Annotated in this window: 10 protein-coding genes; 6 read left to right on the top strand and 4 right to left on the bottom strand. The window is 32.9% G+C overall.

The features are described 5' to 3' along the window. Window positions 1-71: 71 nt before the first annotated feature. From C8J95_RS17950 to C8J95_RS17935, 4 genes are read right to left on the bottom strand one after another with little or no spacing between them, the layout of a single operon-like run. A complete protein-coding gene (locus C8J95_RS17950; protein ID WP_107810072.1) occupies window positions 72-2,789 on the bottom strand; it encodes an insulinase family protein in 2,718 nt (905 codons plus the stop codon). After that, window positions 2,786-4,021, bottom strand: coding sequence for a DUF4929 family protein (locus C8J95_RS17945; RefSeq protein ID WP_158267975.1), 1,236 nt, complete (start codon window positions 4,019-4,021; stop codon window positions 2,786-2,788). The genes C8J95_RS17950 and C8J95_RS17945 overlap by 4 nt, the downstream gene beginning before the upstream one ends. A gap of 11 nt (window positions 4,022-4,032) precedes the next feature. Next, window positions 4,033-5,400, bottom strand: coding sequence for a RagB/SusD family nutrient uptake outer membrane protein (locus C8J95_RS17940; RefSeq protein WP_107810070.1), 1,368 nt, complete (start codon window positions 5,398-5,400; stop codon window positions 4,033-4,035). A 6-nt stretch (window positions 5,401-5,406) separates the two neighbouring features. Beyond that, complete coding sequence (locus tag C8J95_RS17935) at window positions 5,407-8,403, bottom strand: SusC/RagA family TonB-linked outer membrane protein (RefSeq protein WP_107810069.1); 2,997 nt, start codon at window positions 8,401-8,403, stop codon at window positions 5,407-5,409. Window positions 8,404-9,432: 1,029 nt separating this feature from the next. On the opposite strand from C8J95_RS17935, the gene C8J95_RS17930 reads away from it, so the two are divergent. From C8J95_RS17930 to C8J95_RS17905, 6 genes are all read left to right on the top strand, one after another. Next, complete coding sequence (locus C8J95_RS17930) at window positions 9,433-10,866, top strand: glycosyltransferase family 2 protein (RefSeq protein ID WP_185124633.1); 1,434 nt, start codon at window positions 9,433-9,435, stop codon at window positions 10,864-10,866. Between the two features lie 373 nt (window positions 10,867-11,239). Continuing rightward, entirely contained in the window at window positions 11,240-13,582 is a 2,343-nt protein-coding gene (locus C8J95_RS17925; RefSeq protein WP_158267974.1) for a TonB-dependent receptor domain-containing protein, read from the top strand. Window positions 13,583-13,703: 121 nt separating this feature from the next. Next, window positions 13,704-13,898 carry a hypothetical protein gene (locus C8J95_RS17920; protein WP_107810067.1) on the top strand — a complete coding sequence of 65 codons (195 nt, stop codon included), beginning with the start codon at window positions 13,704-13,706 and terminating at the stop codon, window positions 13,896-13,898. An 82-nt stretch (window positions 13,899-13,980) separates the two neighbouring features. Beyond that, window positions 13,981-15,276: a radical SAM/SPASM domain-containing protein gene (locus tag C8J95_RS17915; protein ID WP_107810066.1), complete on the top strand. Its 1,296-nt coding sequence runs from the start codon at window positions 13,981-13,983 to the stop codon at window positions 15,274-15,276. After that, complete coding sequence (locus tag C8J95_RS17910; protein ID WP_107810065.1) at window positions 15,269-17,473, top strand: peptidase domain-containing ABC transporter; 2,205 nt, start codon at window positions 15,269-15,271, stop codon at window positions 17,471-17,473. Before C8J95_RS17915 ends, C8J95_RS17910 begins: the two co-directional genes overlap by 8 nt. 233 nt (window positions 17,474-17,706) lie before the next feature. Beyond that, window positions 17,707-19,071: a sulfatase-like hydrolase/transferase gene (locus C8J95_RS17905; RefSeq protein WP_107810064.1), complete on the top strand. Its 1,365-nt coding sequence runs from the start codon at window positions 17,707-17,709 to the stop codon at window positions 19,069-19,071. Window positions 19,072-19,478: the final 407 nt, after the last annotated feature.

Here is a 19,478-nt window from a genome sequence, read left to right as displayed (position 1 = left end):
TTTATAGTCAACTGAATAAGTAATCTAAAAACTCACAGAATCTTCAAGACCTGTGAGTTTTTTATAACCTGCTACTGAATAAGCTGAGCATCTACGCTTTTAATTGGGGCTAAGATAGCTTGAATATCATCCGCTATAATGGAGTTGATTAGAGACTCGTAATTCTCCAAATCCTCAATAGTAAGCTGATCCAAATAATTCTGAATTACTTCTTTCTCTTTCAAATAAGGATCCGTTATTTTTTCAGCCATGGAAATAAGTAAAGCTTTTTTACTATTTTCAAGTTTTCCGGAATCCAGGGGATTGTTTTTTAATTCTTCCACAATATTTAAAAACAGATTTTTCAGGAACGGAATATCCTCCTTTTCGCTCCGGAATTTTATAATAAAAGAAACCGAAGGAGTAGGATAGGTTTTGTACTCAGAACTCACAGATGGTGAGTAAACTTTTCCATACTTGTTTCTTGCAGTTTCAAAAAAACAGGACTGCAATAATTCCTTTGCAACTTGTATAGCAAATATATTTTTTGCAGAGGGAACAATGGACGACTTGGTCATCAGTGCAACGTCTTTTCTTGTCTGATTTTCAGGTGTAAAATCTTCATTCAAAACAGCAGGAGAGCTATTTGATTGCCATTGCAGTGGCTGATGAATGGGTTTATAGGCTCCGAAATATTTAATAACTAAATCCTTTGCCTGATGTATATTGAAGTTTCCGGAAATCAAAACAGCACGGTTGTTGGTATTCCGGAAGATCTGATCATAAAATAAAAATAGCTTTTTAATATCGAGTTTTTTCAGTTCCTGTTTTGTGAGCTTTTTATTTTCAGTTTTTCTGTAGTTGCCCAGAAACAATTCTTCTGCCTGCTGAAATCTGGCGTATTCATTTTCCGAAACCTGTTCTTCCGTGTCGTCTTCCAGTAGTTTTAGTTTAATATCTTCTTTAAAATCCCCGACAGGCAATATATAATTGTATACTAAATGATACAATAATTTGAATGCCAATTCTATGTTATCATCCGGAGCAGCTATCCTGATCTCATTAGCATAACTGCCAATATAGGAAGAATATGAGATGTTATTCTGAGATAAGATATTAGAAAGAATATTGTATTTATAGGGTTTAATCCCAATCTGATTTGAATAGTAATTCAGGTCCTTATACAATGGATATTCGTAATCCGAAAGCTGCGAAAAACCGCCTCTTCCGTAGTATATAATCGTGTTTTTGTCTGCTTTGCTATCTGGTGCCAGTATCACATCAATTCCGTTGGAAAGTTTTATTAGAGAGACATTCAGCTGATTTAATTGTTTTTCACTGATGACTTCGGCAAAAAGTTTTTTAGGAGATTCAATTTTATAATGGATTAGAGGAGCTTCTTTTACAATCTCTTTTTTTGCAGCTTCCTGGTGTTGTATTGTCAATCCGGACTTTATTCCTGCCTGGAAGCTATTGTTGAGTTCCTGTTCTGTGATTTCAGATTGACCTATAGTTGTCTGGATCAGATTGAAATGCGGCCCTTCAGGTAGCAAAAAAGGATATGATCTTATTTCTCCTTCTTTTAGTTCATCCATAATTTTTTGCACTAGAAATCTGCTTTCGGAAGGAAAGATATACTTATGCCTGCCGATTATATCTTCATAATAAGCAGCAATATCTTTAGTACTGGCTGGTAATGGAGAAAAAGTATCTTTAATTACTTTTTGCTTTATGGTATCGAACAACTCCTGCTGAATTTCTGTTTTTTTTACTTGCTCAGAAAGGACCCCAAGTTGTTCATAGGTTTTTAGTAAATCTGCTTTATCCTTACTCCTGATTTCAAAGCCTGAATGGAAAATGTTTCCCATATACCAGTCATCAAAGAATGTTACATTTTGTAGCCCTGCATCTTTAATACCTTGACGGATCAATTCGCTGTAGAGTTTTTGTATCAGCGTAGTTTTTAAATCTTCAGGTTTTCGTTGTACAGCAATTATCCGTTCGGCGTTAATGTTTTTTTGCTTTCCCTGTTGCAGAGAAAAAATGCTTTGTGTAGGGATCAATGAAGCGTAATCTATCTGAGAATAAGGAGTAGTCTCACTACCTGCAGAGTCTTTACCCTGAAATAATGTTGTTATCTTTTTCTCTGTTGCAGATGTATCTATATCACCTATAATTACAATATGAGCATTGGCTGTTGTATACCATTTTCTAAAATAGCTTTCCAATGACGCTTTGTTTATCTTTCGGATATCAGCTTCTGTGCCTCCCGGAAGTTTGTTTCTGAAAATGCTGTTTCCTATTTTTTCATGGTAAAAAGGACCTTCATTTCCTCTGTCCCGAAGTTCCTGAATAATTACATTTTTTTCTTTTTCAATATCGTCATTGCTGACATTGCTGAATAAATCTGCGAAAATATTTTTTCTGAAAATTTCCAGACACATTCCAATGTTTTCGGATGTATTGGGTACTGAAATTTTATAAATTGTAGATTCATAATGGGTGGAGGCGTTAAAGTCTCTTTCCAGTTTTACACCCAATTTATCCAGACTTCCAAATAAGGTCTTCTTAAAAACCAGATGCTCCAAAAAATGAGCAACACCTGCCTGATCAGGATTTTCCATAAGGCTTCCGGCATCTATAATAAGCCTGATCTCTGTTCGGGAATCGCCTTTTACAGGATGAATAATATAATGAAGACCATCTTCCCGAATCTTTCGGTCTGTAATCCCCAAATTGTCTGGAAATGTTATCTGAGCTTCTGTTGTAATAAAGCTAAGAAGTCCCATTGCTAATAAACCATACCTCATTGTGCTACATTTTTTTCTTTATAAACAACACTGGCCAGCATATAGTCATCTGAATTATCAAAGTCCATTGGAAAGGAAAAATGCAGTGTATTATCCTTTCTGTTAATTGTTGCTTTTGCAGGTCTCCAGTTACCATTACCCCAGTCATCATGAGATATAGTCGATATATTCATATATCTATAAGGATTAATTGTACCATCACCAAATTCCAAACTGATATCCTGAAGGCTAAAGTCTTGTTTAATTTTTTTATAAAGTGAATTCCAAATAGAAAAATTATAGTCAAAATTTACAACTATAAGACCTTCTTCTTTTGATTGAAATTCATTGGATCTTTCTGAAACAAAATCAATTTCATCGGAATTAAAATTTAGTGCTATGTTGTCCAGAGTGACAATAAAGTCATGTCTTTCCATATTTTCCATCATAGAATAATAAGAAATTCCATTTTCCTTGATGTCTTTTAGCATTTTGAAGTTTGGTGCACCAAGCGGGTCTAGAAAGAAAGTATTCTCAATGGTCATTTTTCGATATAATTTCAACAACAGCGTTTGTATCCCCATTGCATTTCTTTGCATTTTTAACAGAGGTTTGTCCTCAGTAGCATTGTCGCTGAGGGTAATAATGGTTTTGCCTGTAATTTTTTCCTTGAAGCCTTCTGTAAAAGGTTCAATTCTACCTCCGGCAGGAAATGTTACATTGCCCTCTACTTCTGTAACACCAATAAAAGGATAAAGATTAAGACCTTTTTTTCGATAAATCTCAAGAAGCTCTTTTTGTCGCTTGGTGAGTACAGGAATATCGGCTCCTTTTTTAAACTCGAAAGAAATATTCTCTACACTTACCTGGCTGTCGGATGTTGTTCCTGCTAACTGAATTGTCTTACTTTCGTCAAGAGGCAGCAGATTACTTGGTTTTATCTGTACTGTGGCAGTTTTTTGTCCTGCAGGTAATACTACCTTGGGATGATCCAGTTTCATGGTATTATCAGCATTCTGAAGATTGAGTTCAATAATCAGATCCTTTTTCAAAGTTTTTACCAACATGATCTTTACCACGATATAATCATTGGACTGGTCTTCAATCTGGGTTTTATTCAGTGAAAAACTTATTTTGTTTTCACCTCTGTATGTGCTTCTTTCGTCATCCGGCATACAGGAACTCATTCCTGTTATTAGTATAAAGAACAGAATGAGTCTGGTAGAAAAATTAAATCTATAATAGTGTTTCATTGTCATATCAGTTATTCCCAACCTTTGTTCTGGGAGACTTTATTATTTTTTGTTTCATTAAACGGAATAGGAAATGTCCATCGGTAGTCGGATTTAGATATTACGGAGTATTGTTTTTCATCATCCGTTTTATATCTTTTGATGTCTGTTTGCCATCTTTTCAGGTCAAAGAAATTTTCTGGCTCTCCCAGAAACTCTTTCTGTTTTTCATATCTGAATCTTTCAAAAAGCTGCTTATTGGATAGAGAAGCATCGACAGTACCTGCATTTCTGCTTTTAAGAAAATCATTGAGCAGCTTAGCCGCCTGCGGAAGCTGATTGTTTTTTAAATAAGCCTCTATTAGCAAAAAGTAAACTTCAGTAAATCTGGACTGTACTATATTTTTGTTTTTATTGTCGCGGATATCAGCCCTGTACTTTCCTATAAAAACACCAGGAATATCAGGTATAGTAATAGCCGAAACTTTGCCTCGTACATCAGCTTCCGCAAAAGTAAATTTGGAATGTAATCTTATAAAATCTCCTTTTTCATAGTTGTAGTTTAGGTTTTTATAAGGCTGTTCATTATAACTGAAATTCATCAAAACCTCGGGAGATGAAGAAGGAGAGTTCCAAATCTGCTGATAAGAGGCTTGATTGAAATCTATGAGCGATTTTCCGCTTTGTGTAATAAGTTCATTGGCCAGAGTAATGACATTCTGATAAGATCCTTCCAGTAATGCTGTTTTGGCTTTCAGTAGTTTTACGGCGTAATAACCGAAGTACTCCTTCTTGTTAGTACTGCCTTCATCTTTTGGGAGCAGAGACAATGCTGTATCGCATAATTTATTGATTTCAACCAATGTTTCTTTATAACCAGAGCGTTCTTTATCCTCATAAATTGTTTTGTCTTTCAGAACAATTCCCGGTATGGCAGAACCTGCGTAACGGTCAGAGAATAATAATAACAGCTCATAGTATATTGCAGCCTTCAATCCTAATGCTCTTCCTTTTACTTTTTTAGCCTCATCGGAGTTCCTATCAGAAATATTATGATCCAGAGCTTCCAAAGCGGTATTGATTTCGAACAAAGATTTATAATATTGCTGCCAGAGATTTTCCGCATTATTTTTAATAACCAGTCTGTCCCAGTAGTATATCTTTTCCACAGGTTCATATTTACTTTGGGAGATATACCAGGTAGGAACAAAATCCTCGGTGTAAATGCTGAGAAAAGTTTTATCTTTCGGAAATTCGGAATAGGCTGTGTTCAGAACTTCTTTGGCCCTGCTGACAGTATTTATAACATTTTCTCCCGATACAAAATCCTCGGAGGTATTATCGAGGCTACAGGCATTTAGTAAGACCAATAATGATGCTATGCAGGTAATTTTTTTCATATTGAATTAAAAAGAGACGTTTAGGCTAAGGGTAAAAACAGGTTGCTTGATGTCATTGATTGTGTTCCTGTTTTTCACGAAGTAATAAGTGTAGATATTTTCAGCCTGCAGACTAAGACTAAGTGAGCGTATTGTTTTAGAAAGCTCCTGTATTGCATTGGTATCTACAGTATATGTAAGCTGAATATTGTTGAGAGAAATAAAATCGGATCTGTATACGCTGTCTGTTGTTGCGAAAAGCTTCTCCATTTCAGCAGCTTCTGTAGGCCTGTTGGCAGAAGGATAAATCTTTCCTTCATCGCCTTCGTTAAACCACATTTGTTCCAGCTGACCTTTAAAAGCATTATAACGAATATCACTTCTGTCACGAATAAATGAAGTTGAGTATTGTTTTACGCCCTTCAGTGCATAATACAGATCAAAAGCCAAAGACAGGTTTTTGTAAGTAATAACATTGGAAAACATTCCATTGTAGGGAGGTGTGCTATAGCCCAGGCTCATGAAATCTGCACGGGTAAGACTGCTTTTATCTCTGTATGTTAGTTCTCTTCCATCATTGGCTTTATATCTGTAGGTTCCGTCCAGAGGATGTATTCCCAATGACTGTAATCCGTAGATAATTCCTAAAGGCTGTCCTACTTCATAAGAGGGGATAAGGGCTTCTCCATTCTGATAAATTTTCTCTGCTCCGTAAAGCTGTTTTACTTTATTAAAGTTGGCAGAAAAAGTGAGGGCACTGTTCCACTGAAAATTGGGACCTCTTATAATATCTCCGGAAAACATTATTTCAATTCCTTTGTTCTCCAATACACCAATGTTTTTCTTATAGCTGGTAAAGCCGTTGCTGGGTGCTATTTCTACATCCAAAAGAGCTTGTTTGTTCAGGATTTTGTAGAAATTGGTAGTTAATGTAAACCGCTTAAAAATACCAATATCCAGCCCTGCATTGTATGAATGTGACTGCTGTGGATTCAGATTTCTGTTAGGAAGCTGCTGTGAGGGTAATAATCTTCCGGAACCGTAAAAAAGGTTGTTGTACCTGTAAGTCGGAACAATATCTCCGATTGTAATACCCGCCATACTGGCGGTAATTCCCATTGAAGCTCTTAGTTTTAGATCGGAGATGAATTTTGAGTTTTTCAGAAATTCATATTCCTTAAACTGCCATCCAAATCCTGCAGACCAGGCAGTATTCCATCTTTTATCAGACGGAAGGAGAGAAGAACCATCCCTTTTGTAGCTGGCATACAAATCGTAAATGTTGCGGAAAGAATAGCCCAAAGCTGCACCAAAACCTAGCTGTATGTCTTTTGTATTGCCTCCGAAAACTGTTGTTTTTCGGTTACCTTCCAATGCCTGATTGATGACAGGGACAGATGCCATACCCGATGGTATTCCATAGCCGTTGATGCCAACAACCTTTCTTCTGTTGAGTAAATAATCGATATTGGCACCTAATGTAATATCATGATCGCCCAGTTTCTTGGTATATGTAGCTCTGATGTTAGAGGAATAGATAAACTCAGTGGCTTTTTCTTCGGTGAGACTTCCTCTCGCATCTTCACTATACTGTCGTTCGGAAACAGCTTCTGGTGGAATTATAGTTTTGTTCTCACTCGTTACATAATCTGCTCCGGTAACACCTGATATGCTAAGATCATTCAACAATTTCCAATTAAAAATAAGAGAACTGCTTACTCTGTTAGATACTTCTCTGCGCGTATACTGATTTATAAGATCACTGAATGCATAATCCGGATACGAAGTCAGGTTTATTTTTTTTCTATTCTTTTCAGATAATCGAGTCTCATAAGGGTTTAAAGCATAGGCCAGAGCAGAAGGATCTTCTTTGGTTCCGTTCTGGGTATTGGTTCTTGAAATTCCGGCAGAGGTATTCAGAGATAAACTGAATTTAGGTGTAACTACATAATCTATATTTGCTCTTGCTGTGATATTATTAATGTCGTTGCCGGGTAATTTTCCACCACGGTTACCATAGTTTAAGGAGTAATAATAAGCATTCTTGTCTGTGCCTCCTCTTACACTTAGATTATAAGAACTAAACTGATTGGGTCTGATTAGTTCCTTGAACCAGTCGGTATTGATCATTTTTAAAGAGTCCAGATTTTTTTTACCATTTAAGATCAAAGCTTCCAGATTTGGGGCATTATTATAGTTTTCTCTTATATATTCTTCAGAGTTCATATATCCCGGTGTTGATGTTACTTTCAAGCGCCTTTCCAATTCCAGTTTCTCCGCAGAATTCATCATTTCCACACCTCTGGGACCTCTGGTTGTAATTCCCTGTTTTATATTGAGGCTGATAATGGGCTTGCCTTTATATCCTTTTTTAGAAGTAATTTCTATAACACCATTGGCTGCTTTTATACCATATAGTGCTGATGCGGCAGCATCCTTTAAAACTTTGATGGTTGAGAAATCCATTGGATTGAGGGTTAGGAATGTTTCGGAAGAAATAATCATCCCATCCAACACAAATAATGGCTCATTAGCCCTTGCCTGGCCGGAGAATGATTGTGTTCCGCGGATCTCAATTTTGGGTCTGCTTCCCAATATACCATTGTATTCAATGTAAAGGCCGGGGACAGCCCCCTGTAGCATCCGCATAAGATCCATTTCCGAACGTCCTTCAAATTTTTTCATATCGATAGTGGTAATAGAGCCCGCTATTTTTCGGATATCGATGTCGTTGATATTTTTACTTTTTACCAATGTGACTTCCTGTATGTCTTTTGCCTCGCCTGATTTTCTATTAGGCTTTACAATAGTGTCCTTATATTGGCGAGGAATAGATAAAGCACGCACAGAATAAATATTTTGTAAACTGGCATTAAACAAGTGTTTTTTTAGTTTATTTTGCGCTTCCGAGATTCTTTCATCGGTTATTTTGTTAGAGGACTGTATTGTTTTCAGATCATCATAACGTGCATATACAATAGAAAAAGAGAAAAGGAAGAGTATAGGTGTATACTTTCGTATCATTTTATTTTTATTTATTCTAATTAAGAATTATACAAATTTAAAAATAATAAATGATCATAAAATATGACAGTTCTCATACCAGTCGGGGATTACCGTTATATTTCAGAGAATAAAAACGATATGCTACTGTTTGATCTTCATATAGAATAAGCTAGGAATGGGAATGAAAACAATATTAAGCCTGCGGCATTGAATGAATAAGTTGATATCCATGAACCTATGCGAGTATGGAAGAAAATTTAAAGAATTTCAATCTAATCTGAATGGTGTATAAATAAAAATCCCCTGATAATCGAAATTACAGAGGGCCTTTAAAATATATGTTTTTTACTTTTTAGAGAAGAGGAATATTTATAGTCTTGCATCTATGATATCTCTGTCCAGCTTTGCTTTTATATCGGATACAACCGATGTTTCTTTTTTTAAGCTATTTAAATTTAACATTAGAAATGTAACGGGTTCAGTTGCTTTGGAATGATGCAACGCTTATTGTAGTTAGCATAATATTATCACTATTATAATTTTTGTCTTTAATTATGGAGAGCTATATTTTCTGATTTTTCAAAAAAAATAAAGTAAAAATTTGAAAAGAAATAGAATCTTAATCCTCTGATAATCTTTAAAATAATACCTATATGTCCAATTGTTATTGGTATGTGAAATATTTTTAATATTCCGAAAATATTGATAACCAAGCTAAAATGGCACAAAGTTTTCATTAGAGCAGTAATAAAAAACGAAAAATAACGTTATCATAATGTATGGGTTCTGATCGTACTTTGGTCTCCTATATGATAATACTGATCAATTAATACATGATATAAAACTATTCTCTTCTGTTTTGTTAAAAGTTTAAACCTTATGATTCTGTTTCAGAATAGGGCTTTTCCAACAAAATAAGAGTGCGCAGGTTCTTTTTTGGAAACCTTGCTTCCAATTTCAAAAGTTGAAATAATAAATTATTGGATACTGATATTCCGGCTAATCAAAAGAATAGGAATACCAGTAAGGAATTTTTTTATAGAATGTATGAAAGAAACACAAACACTACATGTTAAGAAGAATGTTGTACCAAAATCAGCATTAATTCGCCAGAAAGAAGATTTTGTACCCATCAAAAAGGGGAGGTTCGGAACTATAGAATATGGTATCCTTGCAGTGACGTTTATATTGTTGTTCAGCTCAATATATGCTGTATATCTATTACAACCAGAGTTTGAACATCTGCACTGGCAACAAATGAACAGCTCCTTTGGTATGGTAATCATTGGAATAGGGCTATTCCTTTTGAGTGTTGCAGTATGCTTCCTTGTCTATTTACTTGTTTTATACATTCGTTATAAACCTATTGCTTCTGTATCGGACGATCAATTGCCTACGTGTACTATTATTGTTCCGGCATATAATGAAGGGAAACTGGTATACGAAACACTTCATAGTTTGGCAATTAGCGACTATCCGGAGGAAAAAGTACAGATTATAGCTATAGATGATGGCAGTAAAGACGATACCTGGGCATGGATTAAGAAGGCTAAGGAAGAATTGGGTGACAGAGTAATGGCCTATCAGCAGCCCCGAAATATGGGTAAAAGACATGCTTTACACCGTGGATTCCAGTTAGGTACGGGGGAGATATTTATTACCGTAGATAGTGATTCTATTGTGAAAAAAGATACACTCCGTAATATGACAAGCCCGTTTGTGGTAAATGAAAAATGTGGTGGAGTAGCAGGTAATGTACGTGTACTGAACAATGAGAAAGAATTGATTCCGAGAATGCTTAATGTAAACTTTGTATTCAGCTTTGAATTTGTGCGTTCTGCACAGAGTATGTTGGGATCCGTAATGTGTACTCCGGGAGCTTTGGCAGCATACCGCAGAGAACAGGTAATGAATTGTTTGGATGAATGGGTGAACCAGACATTTATGGGACGTCCGTCTGATATAGGTGAGGACAGAGCCATGACAAATATGATCCTGAAGCAAGGTTATCATATCTTATTTCAGAGAAATGCTTATGTATATACTAACATCCCTAAACGATATAAAAACCTGTATAAGATGTTTATTCGTTGGGAACGTAGTAATGTGCGTGAAAATATAATGATGAGCAAGTTTGCTTTTGGTGATTTCCGTGAAGGACCAAAAGTAGGAACCAGAGTATTATTGTGCATGCAGTGGCTAAAACTTGTAATGTCTTATCCATTAATGTTACTGATGTTATGGTTTATTATCAATCATACGATGTTATTTATTAGTTCAACATTATTGGGAATACTCATTTTCTCAAGTGTTCAGGCTTTCTTCTTTGCGAAGAGAAATAAAAATACACCCGAGGCCTTCTGGGCATATACCTATAGTATTTTCTATGCCTTTACGCTTTTCTGGATCACACCATACGCTATTGCCACAGCAAGTAAAAGTGGCTGGCTGACTCGTGAATTGGCAGTGAAAGAATCATAATCAAAGAAACATTTTAAAATATAACTCCTCTGCAGTCTAGACTATAGAGGAGTTTTTGTTCGTATTAAAAATTGATTTTTTGTTTACAGAATAAAACTATGTGTAATCAACTATTTGTTTTTATTATTTAATGAAAGGTAATTTTTTTCGCAAGATTAAGATGGTCAATTTTATAGGATTCTACACTTTTATTAAAGTATTGTGAGACCGCCAAAATAAGTGATTAAGTAAATGTATATAATTGTAAAATAACTGAATATAAATTAATTATAATTAATTTATATTCAGTGTAAATAGCATGGTTAATTGTTTTAAAATCATTTTGTTTCAAAATAATTTTTACTTTAGCAATGGGTCACAAATTATTTTTTTAATGAAAAGCTATTTTCATATATTATTTTTCTTATTAATTGGAGCTTTTTCTTATGCTCAAAGTATTTCCGGGAAAATTTTAGGAAAAGATAGTGTTGTCATTTCTTATGCTGAAATAATAGCTACTAAAGGTAATTTAAAGAGGACTGTTATTTCTGATGAAAATGGTTTTTTTAGATTAAAAATACCTGAAAAAGGGTATTATTTATTAGAAGTTTTAGAAAATGGTAGCAGTGTTTTTGTTAGTAACCTTAATATTAGCGGAGACATTATAAGAAACATTCGTATTACTGAAAATAATGAAAAAACAATTCGAGAAGTTATTATAGGCAAAAAGATTGTGCAACAAATAGGAGACAAAACCTATTTTAATGTTGAGAATAGTGTTTTGTCTAAAGGAAATAATGGGCTGGAAATATTACAAAAGAGCCCAAAATTAAGCATAAACTCGGAAGGAATTGTATTACTGAAAAATAAAAGTGTAACAATACTTATTAATGGCCAAAAAATAAACTTAAGCGGAAATGATCTCAATAATTATCTTTCTGGACTAAGTTCAGAAGATATTAAAAGAATTGAAATTCAAGATATAGGTTCCGCTGATCAAGATGCGTCTGGTACAGGAGGAGTTATAAATATTGTTTTAAAGAATAATCCTAAAGGTTTTCGTTCAATTAACAAAATGTCTTATGCTTTTCGAAAGGAAAATGCGATTCAGTATAACAGTGGGTTAAATTTGAATTATGGAAATGAGAAATGGAACTTATATTCAGATGTTTCTTATACTGAAAATCAAAATTATGGTAGGTCAACAGGAATATTCAATTATAATAATGGTCAAAAAAATATCAATAATGGAGATTCGAAATTTTCTAATAATAATTTAGGACTTCGTTTAGGTAGTATTTTTTATCCTAATGATAATAATACATTTGGTATTGAAGCTTATTATAATAAAAATAATAGAATATTTGAGGGTAATCATAATCTTGATATTTATAATGGTAATGATCAAACAATAAGTAGTAAAAATATTTCCTCCTCTAGGACGCCTTCTAATTTGTGGTATATCACAACCAACTATGTATTGAAATTAGATAATTTAGGGAGTAATTTGAAATTTATTGGAGATATTGGACGAAATAATACTGAGCCTTTTAATGATGTTTATTCTAAATATTTATTAAATTCTTCGTTGAATAGTCATTATCTCTATAATACTAATTCTGTTTCAAATTACTATACTGGACAATTAGATTGGACTCAAAAAATTAAAAAAAATTGGGAGTTGAATGCCGGAGGAAAATTTGGTAGCGTAAAAAGAGATAATTTACTCAAGGTTGATTATTTTAATAATGATCAATGGAATGAAGATTTAAATCAAAAACAAGATTTCAATAACCGTGAAAATATTCTGGCTGGTTATATTTCTATAAGCAAAATCTTCGGTAGACACTTTATAAAAACAGGTATTCGTATAGAAAATACTAATATAAAAGGTTATAATAATCTTAATAACGAAGAATTAAAACAAAACTATACTAAGCTTTTTCCAAGTCTCTATTATAAGTATGATTTAAAAAATGAAAAAAGCCTTTCTTTTAGTTATAAAAGAAGTATTACTAGACCTTCATTTAGAGATTTAAATCCCTTTGTTATTAAACAGAATGATTTTCTCTATGAAATTGGAAATCCAAATTTACAACCCTTGTATGTGGATCAATTAGAACTTGGATATAATATAAAAAAGCATTCCTTTTCGGTATATGGTAATAAAACAATTAATACAATCCAAGGTGTATATTTTACAAATAAAGATTTAATTAATTTTTTTCAACCACAAAATTTTGGAAAATATTATGAAATAGGTATAGACCATTCTTATAATGGGAATATAACAAAATGGCTTACTACTAATATTTCTAGTGGGATTTATTATAATTCATTTCATGCTAATGATGGTATTAATAATAAAGGAGCTTCATTTTATAATAATACATACCTCCAAATGAAACTTTCTAAAACATTTTTGTTTGAGCTTGCTAGTAATTATTCCCATCAATATCAATACAGGAATGTTACCGGAGCAAATAGATATAGAATGGACATATCTATAAGAAAAACTTTGATGGCTGGAAATTTATTAGTCATTTTTAAAGTAGTGGATTTATTTAATACCGAAAGAGATAAAAATATTTCCCATTACAAAGATTTTGATTTTGATTTTTATCAAAAGTGGCAAACAAGAGGTTTTCTTATATCTGTTCAATATACATTAGATAATAAGAATAAAATTAAAGCTGGTTCAGTAAAATCAGATAATGATAGTAGAGGGAGATTATAAAAAATCAGAATTATTTTTTCATTTAAGATACTAAATAGGTGCACATATTAAGTTCTAAATGTTTAAATATAGCTTTTATTAAAGCAAATGTTAATTTTTTAATTTTCTAAATCAAATTACAATGGAAACAAAAAATCAAAAATTCCAAGAGTTAGTAAAAAAAATGGAAACTCTAAAGGAAGCAGAAAAAGGACAATTAAAAGGAGGTTTCTCAAAAAGTTTTTCTTTTGGACCAACTTCTAGCAGTATTGTTGGTAATAATTGCAACTGTACTAACACAGGGGGAGCTAATTGTAGCCCTACTGAGGTAAGTTAAAATTATTATATTAATTATGGATGGCTTGTTTGATCTTTAACAAGACAGGCCATCCTTTTCATTTAACCTAAATCTTTAATTTATGAAAACTAGTGTTTACAACAATTTTATTGTTTACAATAATCAAAATGTATGCTATAATTTATTAAATGACAAGTTTGTTGTTTTGGAAAATGATTTAAAAGAATTATTATTAGCAGCAAACAGAGAAAATAATATTGATGAATTACAAGAAATACACCCAGATTTTTATGAGTTTTTAGCTGAGGAAGGATATATTGTTGATGATGAAAAGAATGAATTTCAGGAAGTAGTCTCTATTAGTAGAGAAGTAGATGATAATGAAAATCAATATCTTTTATTTATTAATCCTACAATGAATTGTAATTTTAAGTGTTGGTACTGCTATGAAACACATATAAAGGATTCTAAAATGGATAATGTGAACATAGAGAAAACTATTCAATTTATTGAGAACATTATATCTCAGAATAATAAAATAGAAGATTTTGCAATTTCATGGTTTGGAGGTGAGCCTTTATTATATTTTGATAAAGTTGTTGTTCCAATTTTAGAAGGAGCAAAAAAGATTACAGAGTTATCGGGTATTAATCTAATAACGGGATTTACAACTAATGGTTTGCTATTTGATCAAAAGAAGATTGATTTTCTAAAAAAATATACTTTACAAGAAATACAAATAACACTTGATGGTTATAAAGATAATCATGATAAAATAAGATATATTTCAGAAACTAAAGGATCCTTTGATAAAATAATTAAGAATATTATTTTATTAGCAGAGAATCAAATTAATGTAGTTGTAAGAGTTAATTGTACAGAACAAAATATTAATGATATTGATAAAATTATGTCTCTTTTTCAAAAAGAGCCACAAAATATCAAGAAATATTTGAAATTTACATTTCATAAAGTATGGCAATTAGAAAGCTCTTTAGAGTATGATGTAAGACATTATATAGATAAGTACAAAAATTCTGATTTCTATGTAGATGGAGCTGTTTTTGATTCGGTAAGAGGATCTTGTTATGCTGATAAATACAATCAAGCTTTTATAAATTATAATGGAGATGTATTTAAATGTTCTGCGAGAGATTTTGAATCAAAATCAAAGTTAGGACAGTTAGAGCAAAATGGAACAATAACATGGAATGAGAAGAAATTTATCAGACAAAATGCGAAATTTCAAAATAAGCCATGTCAAACATGTTCTATATTGCCTGTTTGTGGTGGAGGTTGTAGCCAGGTTGCATATGAAAATTTAGGTAAAGATTATTGTGTTAATGATTTTGATGAGGATAAGAAGAAAGAAATTGTTAAAAGAGTTTTTGAACAAAAAATAATTTTTAATGTTTAATTTCTATCCCCAACATGATCAAATGGATTGTGGACCGGCATGTCTTGCTATGGTTGCTTCGCACTATGGGAAGGATTTCGGGTTACAGTATTTGCGTGATAAAAGTTTTATTACCCGTGAGGGGGTGTCATTGTTGGGGATAAGTGCGGCAGCAGAAAAAATAGGCTTTAGAACTATTGCTGCTAAATTACAAACGGAAGATTTTGATAAAGAACTTCTCCCGTGTATACTTCATTGGAATCAAAATCATTTTGTTGTTCTTTATAAAATTTCCAGGAATTTTTTTACAGGTGAATTAATTTTCAAAATTGCAGACCCGGGACATGGTTTTATTTCTTTATCTGAAGAAAGGTTTACAAGATCATGGATTTCAAATGAAGATAAAGGAGTTGCACTTTTTCTGGAGCCAACGGGAATGTTTTATGAGCAAAAACCACCTAAAGAGCAAAAATTATCTGCAAAATATTTATTAGAATATCTAAAACCTTATAAAAAGCAAATGTTGAAGTTGTTCCTCCTTTTATTATTGGGAACAATTACTACTTTAATTTTTCCTATACTAACTCAAAAGCTTATTGATGATGGAGTTACTCAAAAGAATATTTCTATTATCATTTATATTTTACTAGCACAATTGGCATTCTTTTTTGGTAATATTATATTCGGAATCTTCCGAAATTGGATTATGTTGGTGGTTGGGACTAAAATTAATATCCAAATTATTTCAGATTTTTTGAAAAAACTCTTGAGATTGCCGATAAAATTTTTTGATACAAAACTAATGGGTGATTTTAATCAACGCATTCAAGATCATGAACGTATTGAAAATTTTCTTACTTCACAGAGTCTTCTTACATTATTTTCTGTGATTACATTTTCTGTTTTTTTTGGAGTATTATGGTATTATGATTTTCGCATATTGTTAACATATATTTCTTTAACGATTGTTTCAATTATATGGTCTTTGTTTTGGATGAAGAAAAGAAAAATACTAGATTATTTTCGTTTTCAGCAGCGCAGTGAAAATCAGGAATCTATTTATGAAATGATCAATGGTGTTTCGGAAATGAAACTTAATCAATTTGAAGATTTTAAACGACGAGAGTGGGAATTAATACAACAAAAATTATTTAAAATTAATATTCGCATATTAAAATTGGACCAAATCCAGCTTTCTGGTTTTGAGTTTATTAATCAGTTTAAAAATATTATTGTCACTTTTCTTGCAGCTTCTTTTGTGGTAAAGGGGCATATGACATTAGGAGCTCTACTAAGCGTTTCTTATATTATTGGACAGATGAATTCTCCGGTAAATCAGCTTATTAATTTCTTTCGTTCATTACAGGATGCTAGGCTTAGTTTAACTCGTCTTAATGAAGTGCAAAATCATTCAGAAGAAGAACAAGAACAGCATGTTTTATTATTAAGTCCAAAATACACAGAACAAAATGGTATTGAAAAAGGTATTTACTTTAAGAATGTATCTTTTCAATATGAAGGCCCACAATCTCCATTTGTCCTAAAAAATATAAATCTTTCTATTCCAGAAGGTAAAATTACAGCTATTGTTGGGGCTAGTGGAAGTGGTAAAACCACTCTCATGAAAATGCTGTTAAAATTTTATGAACCTGTTGAAGGAGACATCTATTTTAATCATCTTAATATAAAAGATATTTCTCCAAAAGATTTGCGTAAGAATTGTGGTGTAGTTATGCAGGACGGGTTTATATTTTCAGATACGATAGAAAGAAATATTGCTACTGGTGACGAAGATATTGATTATGAAAAACTTAATAAATCTTTACAAACTGCTAATATCAAAAGTTTTATAGAAGAATTACCTTTAGGGCTGAATACTAAAATAGGCGCTTCTGGTAATGGTATTTCTGGTGGGCAAAAACAACGTATTTTGATTTCCAGAGCTGTTTATAAAAATCCTCATTTTATATTATTTGATGAAGCAACATCTGCATTGGATGCTGAAAATGAGAAAATAATTCACGAAAATCTTCAGTCTTTTTTTAAAGGAAAAACGGTTATTATTGTTGCACACAGACTTTCTACTGTGAAAAATGCGGATCAGATAATCGTTCTTAGAAATGGTGAAATTGTTGAGCAAGGTAGCCATAGCCAATTAGTTGATAATAAATCTGATTATTTTAATTTGGTGAAAAATCAGTTAGAGTTAGGTTCGTAATTTGTATTTTTTTGAAATTTTATAGTGGCTATATTTTGTATCTCTTAATATTGATGTGATATTTATACAGTAAATAAACACCATATTTTCTCTTATAAAATACTCCTATTACCTGTTGTATTGTAAATAAATCATCATTTTGAGTAAAATTCTGAAAGAATTTTGTATAGAGAAGTTATGTTATATATTTGTTTTAAAATGACTAATAACCATCAGAAAACAAATATTTAATCATGAAGAATACTGTACGTTGTGCCTTAATCTTTCTTTTTACTGTCTCATTCTCCAATGCCAAAGCTCAGAAGCAGCCTAACATTATTGTTGTACTGACAGATGATATGGGGTATGCAGATATCGGGGCATACGGAAATCCTGTTATTAAAACACCCTTTTTGGATCAGATGTCAAGAAATGGATTAATGGCAACTAATTATGTTGTCAGCAGTCCTACTTGTACGCCTTCCAGAGCTTCTTTGCTTACAGGGCGTTACGCATCCCGTTACGATTTGCCATGGCCTATAGCGCCGGGATCTAAACAGGGACTACCGGATGAAGAAGTAACAATTGCTGAAATGCTAAAATCGAATGGTTATAACACTGGAATGGTTGGTAAATGGCATCTTGGAGATCAGAAAGATGAAAATAAACCTAATGGGCAGGGATTCGATTTTTACTATGGAATATTATACAGTCATGATTATAAGGCTCCTTACGTAAATACAGACATTCCGATTAGAATGTTCAGAAATACAAAGGCAGAAATAGAAAAGCCTGCGGATTCATTACTAACCCGTTTGTATACAAAAGAATCAATTAATTATATCCGACAGCAGAAAAAAGATAAACCATTCTTCCTATATCTGGCACATAATATGCCGCATTTGCCAGTGTACTATGCTGCACAGTCTTCTACCTCAAAGAATAAACAAGGTGGAGCGCTTGGGGCTGTAATTACAGAAATGGATGAGGGATTAGCAGCTATATGGAAAGTATTGGAAGAAAAAGGAATGGCTGACAATACTATTTTTGTTTTCTCAAGTGATAACGGACCATGGACAAATTTCCCCGAAAGAATGGAAGGGGACGGTGTCACTATAGCTTCCCATGTCGGAAGTGCCGGAATTTTCAGAGGTTCTAAAGCCTGGTCGTATGAAGGTGGAGCCCGTGTTCCGTTTATTGCATATTGGAAAAATAAAATTAAGTCTGGGACAGTTTTAACGAGTGCAATAAGCAATCTGGATTTACTACCGACAATTGCCAAGTGGACAAACAGTTCTTTGCCAAAGAATAGAGAACTGGATGGGCAGGATATTAGTCAGCTTTTGGAAAATAAAGTAAAAGAATCTGAATATAACCATCGCCCAATCTTTATTGTAAACGGCAGTACAAAACCGGAAGCTGTAAAATATGGTAACTGGAAATACAGAGAAGTCCCGGACCTTAAACATCCCCGAACAGGAGAGGTAGTACCAGCTACTATAGAGCTATTTAATCTGGATGAAGATCCTAAAGAAAGTGTAAACCTGGTGGCTAAACTTCCTGAAAAAGCAAAAGAGATGAAGCAACTATTCGATAGCTTCAATGCTGGAGGAAAGTAAAAGTTATCAATACAAACCTTACACTAATCCTATTTTAAGGATTATTTATCAAACCTAATAAGCTTTCCGGTAGCCTTGTTAAAAGTGAGCGTTGTATTGGGGCCACCATAAAACAGGGTTAGTGTAATGCTACTTTCAGTTTATTTCTCTAAAATCAGATTTTTAGAATTTCGGATACTTACGTCAAGGTTTTGTAAGTATCCCTAAAAACCAGACAGTTTAAAAATAGAAAATTTATTAATTTTAAACTGTAAAAAGATGAAAAAGACAAGATTCACAGAAACGCAAATTGTTTCTGCATTAAAACGGCAGTGTAAGTACCCCATATTTCAGACAGCTATTAATTGAGTATTTTTCTTTTCAGCAGCTAACATTTTATACTTATACTCAATAGGCGTAAGATTGCC

Origin of the sequence: Elizabethkingia sp. YR214, from assembly GCF_003058195.1 — a bacterium.
Taxonomy (GTDB): domain Bacteria; phylum Bacteroidota; class Bacteroidia; order Flavobacteriales; family Weeksellaceae; genus Elizabethkingia.
The sequence above is the reverse complement of the archived record's forward strand: the minus strand, read 5'-3'. Positions and strand labels throughout refer to the sequence as shown.

What these genes read in the sequence shown, in the direction of transcription:
- C8J95_RS17935 (WP_107810069.1), bottom strand. Translation starts at nt 8,403, where the DNA reads ATGATACGAAAGTATACACCTATACTCTTCCTTTTCTCTTTTTCTATT.
- C8J95_RS17905 (WP_107810064.1), top strand. Translation starts at nt 17,707, where the DNA reads ATGAAGAATACTGTACGTTGTGCCTTAATCTTTCTTTTTACTGTCTCA.
- C8J95_RS17915 (WP_107810066.1), top strand. Translation starts at nt 13,981, where the DNA reads ATGAAAACTAGTGTTTACAACAATTTTATTGTTTACAATAATCAAAAT.
- C8J95_RS17925 (WP_158267974.1), top strand. Translation starts at nt 11,240, where the DNA reads ATGAAAAGCTATTTTCATATATTATTTTTCTTATTAATTGGAGCTTTT.
- C8J95_RS17950 (WP_107810072.1), bottom strand. Translation starts at nt 2,789, where the DNA reads ATGAGGTATGGTTTATTAGCAATGGGACTTCTTAGCTTTATTACAACA.
- C8J95_RS17930 (WP_185124633.1), top strand. Translation starts at nt 9,433, where the DNA reads ATGAAAGAAACACAAACACTACATGTTAAGAAGAATGTTGTACCAAAA.
- C8J95_RS17910 (WP_107810065.1), top strand. Translation starts at nt 15,269, where the DNA reads ATGTTTAATTTCTATCCCCAACATGATCAAATGGATTGTGGACCGGCA.
- C8J95_RS17945 (WP_158267975.1), bottom strand. Translation starts at nt 4,021, where the DNA reads ATGAAACACTATTATAGATTTAATTTTTCTACCAGACTCATTCTGTTC.
- C8J95_RS17940 (WP_107810070.1), bottom strand. Translation starts at nt 5,400, where the DNA reads ATGAAAAAAATTACCTGCATAGCATCATTATTGGTCTTACTAAATGCC.
- C8J95_RS17920 (WP_107810067.1), top strand. Translation starts at nt 13,704, where the DNA reads ATGGAAACAAAAAATCAAAAATTCCAAGAGTTAGTAAAAAAAATGGAA.